The sequence below is a fragment of the Streptomyces sp. NPDC058964 genome, assembly GCF_042741275.1.
GTDB lineage: Bacteria > Actinomycetota > Actinomycetes > Streptomycetales > Streptomycetaceae > Streptomyces.
In genome coordinates this window covers 1-5,282 of sequence record NZ_JBHYKH010000591.1, presented here as the reverse complement: position 1 = coordinate 5,282, position 5,282 = coordinate 1, and the positions used below count along the sequence as shown (strand labels likewise).

Sequence of the window (5,282 nt, the reverse complement as noted above, 5' to 3'; positions counted from 1 at the left end):
GTCGGTGTTGGTGTTGGTTGTTTGTTGTGGTTTTTTTTGGGGTCGTTGGTGTGTTGGTGGGGGTGTGGGCTGGGGGGGGTGGGGGGGGGGGGGCTGCCCCCCCCCCCCCCCCCCGTCCACGGTCGCCCCGTCACGCTCTCGGTCCAGGAGGCCGTGGCGCATCGTGCTCGTGACCGCGGCCGTCCGGTCGGCGACCCCCGACTTCCCGAAGTTCCGCAGGAGATGGGTCTTCACCGTCGGCTCTCCGATGAACAGCCTGCGCCCGATACCGGCGTTGGTGCGGCCCTCCGTCACCAGCCCCAGCACCGCCTGCTCCCGGTCCGGCAGCCGCGGACGTTCCGGCCTGCTGCGCAGCCGGCCCACCGGGCGTGCCGCGACCGACGGCGCCAGTACGGTCTCGCCCCGCGCCGCGGCCCGTACCCGGTCGGCCGGTTGACCGCGCGGCAGGTTCTTCAGCGGATGGCCGGCCGCTCCCGCCCCCACGGCCCGCAGGATGTCGCGGTCGGTCTCGTACGCGGTGAGCGCGAAGTACCCGTCCCAGAGCCGGATCGAGCGGTCCCGGGCGTGCACGTCCGGGACCCGTCCCAGGGGGTCGTCCGTCGCGCCGGTCCTTCCACCGGAAGGTCAGCAGACACAGCGCCAATCCTCCGACGCACCAGGCGGCCGGCACCAGCGCGGTCTTCCCGGACTCCCGGCTCCCCGCCTGTTCGAGCACGCGCGCGGAGTCGGGCAGGAACACGCCCCGCAGCCCCTGGCACAGCCACTTCAGCGGGAACAGGGCGCCGATGCCGAGCATCCAGTCCGGGATGGCGCCGACGGAGATGTAGACCCCGGAGATGAACTGGAGGACCAGGAAAGGCAGTACGACGACGGAGCTCGCGCTCTTCGCCGACCTGGGTACCGAGCTGGTCGCGATGCCGAGCAGCGCGCAGCCGGTCAGGCCGAACACGAAGATCCACGCGAAGTCGAACCACCGGCCCGCGTGCGGGGGCAGGCCCATGCCGTAGATCGCGGTGCCGACGAGGAGGAGGATCGCGGTCTCCAGGACCCCGGTGAACGGAACCAGCCAGATTTTCCCCAGGAAGTAGGCCGCCGGCGGCATCTGCGTGCCGCTCAGCCGGCGCAGCACCTTCTCGTCCCGCTCCACGGCGATCGAGATGCCCGGCGACCGGAAGCTCGTCGACCTGATCCCCGAGGCCGCCGTCATCGCGCCGGCTCCTGTCCGGTCAGCCGGAGGTAGACGTCCTCCAGCGTGGGGCGGCTGAGCCTGAGGCCCGGGATCGCGCCGTCGAAGCGGCGCATGAGTCCGGCGACGGTCCCCGTCGGGGTGTCCGTGTGCTCCACGCGCGCGGAGCCGTCGGACTCCGTCCACTCGACGGTGGCACCGGTGACGTACCGCTCGCGCAGCCCGACGGGCTCGCCCTCGGGGACGAACCCGGCCCCCGGCGACGATCGCGAGCCGGTCGGCGAGCGCCTCCGCCTCCTCCCGGTGGTGCGTGGTCAGCAGGTTTGTCGTGCCCTCGTCGGCCGGCGGCCTGATCAGGCCCCAGAACTGCCGCCTGGCAGCCGGGTCGAAGCCGGTCGTGGGCTCGTCCAGGAGCAGCAGCCCCGGGCTGCCGATCACACCGAGCGCCACGTCCAGGCGGCGCCGCTGACCGCCAAGCGCCTTGATCCGGCTGTCCGCCTCGGCCTCCAGTCCGACCAGACCGATGACCTCCCGCGGGTCGCGCGGCCGCGGGTAGTCGCGGCGAAGTGCCGTACGGTCTCGCGGACCGTCAACTCCGCGGGCGCCGATTCGTCCTGCCAGACGATTCCCACACGGGACCGCCACGCGCGCGTGCCCGTCGCCGGGTCCGCGCCCGGGACGGAGACCTCTCCGGCGTCCCGCGAGCGGTTGCCCTGGAGGATGTCCACCGTCGTGCTCTTGCCCGCGCCATCGGGTCCGAGCAGGCCGAACACCTCGCCCCGCCGGATGCCGAGATCGATGCCGTCCACCGCGGTCACGTCCCCGTACCGCTCGCGCAGCCCCCTTACGTGCACCGCGAGTTCGTTCGCGTGTGCGGTCATGCGTTCGAGCGTCGGCCGGAATCGAACGCTCCGGGACGATCGTGCGTACCTCCTTATGTCCACCGAACGGTGGACAGACCTGCTCGTGCGGCAGAATGGCCCCAGCCCGAAGAATGTCCAACTCTCAAGCAGACGGAATCGGCGTGATGAGCAAGACGACAGTCAAAGACGTCTCCACGGACCCCGAGCCAGAGCGGGCCATCGCCGCGCCGCGCACGGAGGGCGGCAGCCGCGCCTTCGCCCTGCTGCTGATCATCACCGGTGCCGCCGGATTGCTCGCCGCCTGGGTCATCACGATCGACAAGTTCAAGATCCTCGAGGCCAAGGTCGCGGGCAAGACCTTCACGCCCGGCTGCAGCCTCAACCCGGTCGTCTCCTGCGGCAGCGTCATGGAGAGCAAGCAGGCCGCCGCCTTCGGCTTTCCGAACCCGATGCTCGGCCTCGTCTGCTACGGCATCGTCATCTGTGTCGGCATGAGCCTGCTCGCCCGCGCCCGCTTCCCGCGCTGGTACTGGCTGACCTTCAACTTCGGCACCCTCTTCGGTGTGGCCTTCTGCACCTGGCTGCAGTTCCAGTCCCTGTACCGGATCAACGCGCTGTGCCTTTGGTGCTCGCTGGCCTGGGTCGCCACGATCACCATGTTCTGGTACGTGACGTCGTACAACGTCCGCCACGACTTCCTGCCCGCCCCGCGCCCGCTCAAGGGCTTCTTCGGTGAGTTCACCTGGGTGCTGCCGGTCCTGCACGTCGGCATCATCGGAATGCTGGTCCTGACCCGCTGGTGGGACTTCTGGACCAGCTGACAGCCCGGACGGGATTGTCGGTGCCGTGTCTTAGGGTTTCAGAGTGGAACCCGACCTCTTCACCGCCGCGGCGGAAGAACGCCAGGAGAAGGACCCGGCAGGCAGCCCCCTGGCGGTGCGGATGCGCCCGCGCGCCCTCGACGAGGTCGTGGGCCAGCAGCACCTGCTGAAGCCCGGCTCGCCCCTGCGCAGACTGGTCGGCGAGGGCAACGGAGGGCCGGCCGGACCGTCCTCGGTGATCCTCTGGGGGCCGCCCGGCACCGGCAAGACGACCCTGGCGTACGTCGTCTCCAAGGCCACCGACAAGAGGTTCGTGGAGCTGTCCGCGATCACCGCGGGCGTCAAGGAGGTCCGCGCCGTCATCGACGGTGCCCGGCGCGCCACCGGGGGCTTCGGCAAGGAGACCGTCCTCTTCCTCGACGAGATCCACCGCTTCAGCAAGGCCCAGCAGGACTCCCTCCTCCCGGCCGTGGAGAACCGCTGGGTCACCCTCATCGCGGCGACCACCGAGAACCCGTACTTCTCGGTGATCTCCCCGCTTCTGTCCCGCTCCCTGCTCCTGACCCTCGAACCCCTCACCGACGACGACGTGCGCGGTCTGCTGCGCCGGGCGCTGACCGACGAGCGCGGCCTGAAGGACGCCGTCACCCTCCCCGAGGACACCGAGGACCACCTCCTGCGGATCGCCGGGGGCGACGCCCGTCGCGCCCTGACCGCCCTGGAGGCCGCCGCCGGTGCCGCGCTCGACAAGGGCGAGACGGAGATCGCCCTGGCGACGCTGGAGGAGACGGTCGACCGGGCCGCGGTGAAGTACGACCGCGACGGCGACCAGCACTACGACGTCGCCAGCGCGCTCATCAAGTCCATCCGCGGCTCCGACGTCGACGCCGCCCTGCACTACCTGGCCCGCATGATCGAGGCGGGCGAGGACCCCCGCTTCATCGCCCGCCGCCTGATGATCTCCGCGAGTGAGGACATCGGCCTCGCCGACCCGAGCGCCCTGCCCATAGCGGTCGCGGCGGCCCAGGCCGTCGCCATGATCGGCTTCCCGGAGGCCGCCCTCACCCTCAGCCATGCCACCATCGCCCTCGCCCTGGCCCCCAAGTCCAACTCCGCGACGACCGCGATCGGCGCCGCGATGGAGGACGTGCGCAAGGGTCTGGCGGGGCCGGTGCCGCCGCACCTGCGCGACGGGCACTACAAGGGCGCGGCCAAGCTCGGCCACGCGCAGGGCTATGTGTACCCGCACGACCTGCCCGAGGGCATCGCCGCCCAGCAGTACGCCCCGGACGCCCTCCAGGACCGCGAGTACTACACCCCGACCCGGCACGGAGCCGAGTCCAGATACGCGGACGCGGTCGAGTGGACCAGGAAGCACCTCGGTCGCCGGCGGTCCTGAGCGCCCTGTAGACTCGGCCGGAGTGCTGAGTCCCGCGCTGTCAGAGTGGGACACCCAGCCGGAGCCCGGTTCCTCGCGGACCGGCTCCAGGAGCGTCGCGCACCGTCGAAGGTGTCGCGGGCAGCCCACCACCACCCGGAGCTCCGGGAACGGCCGGTGGGCCACTCGCGTGCTGCACGTATGTGCCCAGACCAGGGGAGCGGCTGCCCACCAGACCCGGCAACGGGCCCGGCGGGATTCCCCGGCTGCGGATGCGACCTCCCTCAACCCTGACAAGCCGAATATCAGAAGGAAGAAAGAGACAGTGGCGAACCAGTCCCGCCCCAAGGTCAAGAAGTCGCGTGCCCTCGGCATCGCGCTGACCCCGAAGGCCGTCAAGTACTTCGAGGCCCGCCCCTACCCGCCGGGTGAGCACGGCCGCGGCCGCAAGCAGAACTCTGACTACAAGGTCCGTCTGCTGGAGAAGCAGCGTCTGCGCGCGCAGTACGACATCTCCGAGCGTCAGCTGGTCCGTGCCTACGAGCGTGCCTCCAAGGTGCAGGGCAAGACCGGTGAGGCCCTGATCGTCGAGCTGGAGCGCCGCCTCGACGCGCTGGTCCTGCGTTCGGGCATCGCCCGCACGATCTACCAGGCCCGCCAGATGGTCGTCCACGGCCACATCCAGGTCAACGGCCAGAAGGTCGACAAGCCGTCCTACCGCGTGCGTCCGGACGACGTCGTCCAGGTCCGCGACCGCTCGAAGGACAAGACGCTCTTCCAGATCGCCCGCGAGGGTGGCTTCGCCCCCGACGGCGAGACCCCCCGCTACCTGCAGGTGAACCTCCGCGCCCTGGCGTTCCGCCTGGACCGCGAGCCGAACCGCAAGGAAGTTCCGGTCATCTGCGACGAGCAGCTCGTCGTCGAGTACTACGCCCGCTGATCACCAGCCGGGCGTAGTGCCTCAGCCCGCCGTCTCCCCGCCCTTCCGGGTGGGCGAGGCGGCGGGCTTTCGCATGCCCGGGGCTCCCGGGGCG

The 5,282-nt window shown here is 70.8% G+C and carries 5 protein-coding genes and 2 pseudogenes; 3 read left to right on the top strand and 4 right to left on the bottom strand.

Features of this window, described 5'->3' with window-relative positions; all coding sequences use genetic code 11:
- Positions 1 to 141: 141 nt before the first annotated feature.
- The 4 genes and pseudogenes from ACFW2E_RS40980 to ACFW2E_RS40965 form a co-directional block, all read right to left on the bottom strand.
- Positions 142 to 522 (bottom strand): annotated as a pseudogene (locus ACFW2E_RS40980) (LuxR C-terminal-related transcriptional regulator); the annotation flags it as partial.
- Positions 523 to 595: 73 nt separating this feature from the next.
- Positions 596 to 1,198, bottom strand: a pseudogene (locus ACFW2E_RS40975) (ABC transporter permease); the annotation flags it as partial.
- Between the two features lie 5 nt (positions 1,199 to 1,203).
- Complete coding sequence (locus ACFW2E_RS40970) at positions 1,204 to 1,344, bottom strand: hypothetical protein (RefSeq protein ID WP_384475452.1); 141 nt, start codon at positions 1,342 to 1,344, stop codon at positions 1,204 to 1,206.
- Between the two features lie 276 nt (positions 1,345 to 1,620).
- Positions 1,621 to 2,067: an ATP-binding cassette domain-containing protein gene (locus tag ACFW2E_RS40965; protein ID WP_384475449.1), complete on the bottom strand. Its 447-nt coding sequence runs from the start codon at positions 2,065 to 2,067 to the stop codon at positions 1,621 to 1,623.
- Positions 2,068 to 2,213: 146 nt separating this feature from the next.
- Between ACFW2E_RS40965 and ACFW2E_RS40960 the strand changes: the two genes are divergently transcribed.
- The 3 genes from ACFW2E_RS40960 to rpsD all read left to right on the top strand — a co-directional run bounded on the left by ACFW2E_RS40960 (position 2,214) and on the right by rpsD (position 5,188).
- Complete coding sequence (locus ACFW2E_RS40960; protein WP_384475446.1) at positions 2,214 to 2,870, top strand: vitamin K epoxide reductase family protein; 657 nt, start codon at positions 2,214 to 2,216, stop codon at positions 2,868 to 2,870.
- A 43-nt stretch (positions 2,871 to 2,913) separates the two neighbouring features.
- On the top strand, positions 2,914 to 4,269 hold the full coding sequence (locus tag ACFW2E_RS40955) for a replication-associated recombination protein A (RefSeq protein WP_384475443.1): 1,356 nt from the start codon (positions 2,914 to 2,916) through the stop codon (positions 4,267 to 4,269).
- Between the two features lie 304 nt (positions 4,270 to 4,573).
- The gene (rpsD, locus tag ACFW2E_RS40950; protein WP_384475440.1) at positions 4,574 to 5,188 is read left to right on the top strand and encodes a 30S ribosomal protein S4; all 615 of its coding nucleotides are present in this window, start codon (positions 4,574 to 4,576) and stop codon (positions 5,186 to 5,188) included.
- Positions 5,189 to 5,282 lie beyond the last annotated feature (94 nt).

Coding starts and splice junctions, on each gene's coding strand:
- ACFW2E_RS40965 (WP_384475449.1), bottom strand. CDS start 2,067: ATGACCGCACACGCGAACGAACTCGCGGTGCACGTAAGGGGGCTGCGC.
- ACFW2E_RS40960 (WP_384475446.1), top strand. CDS start 2,214: ATGAGCAAGACGACAGTCAAAGACGTCTCCACGGACCCCGAGCCAGAG.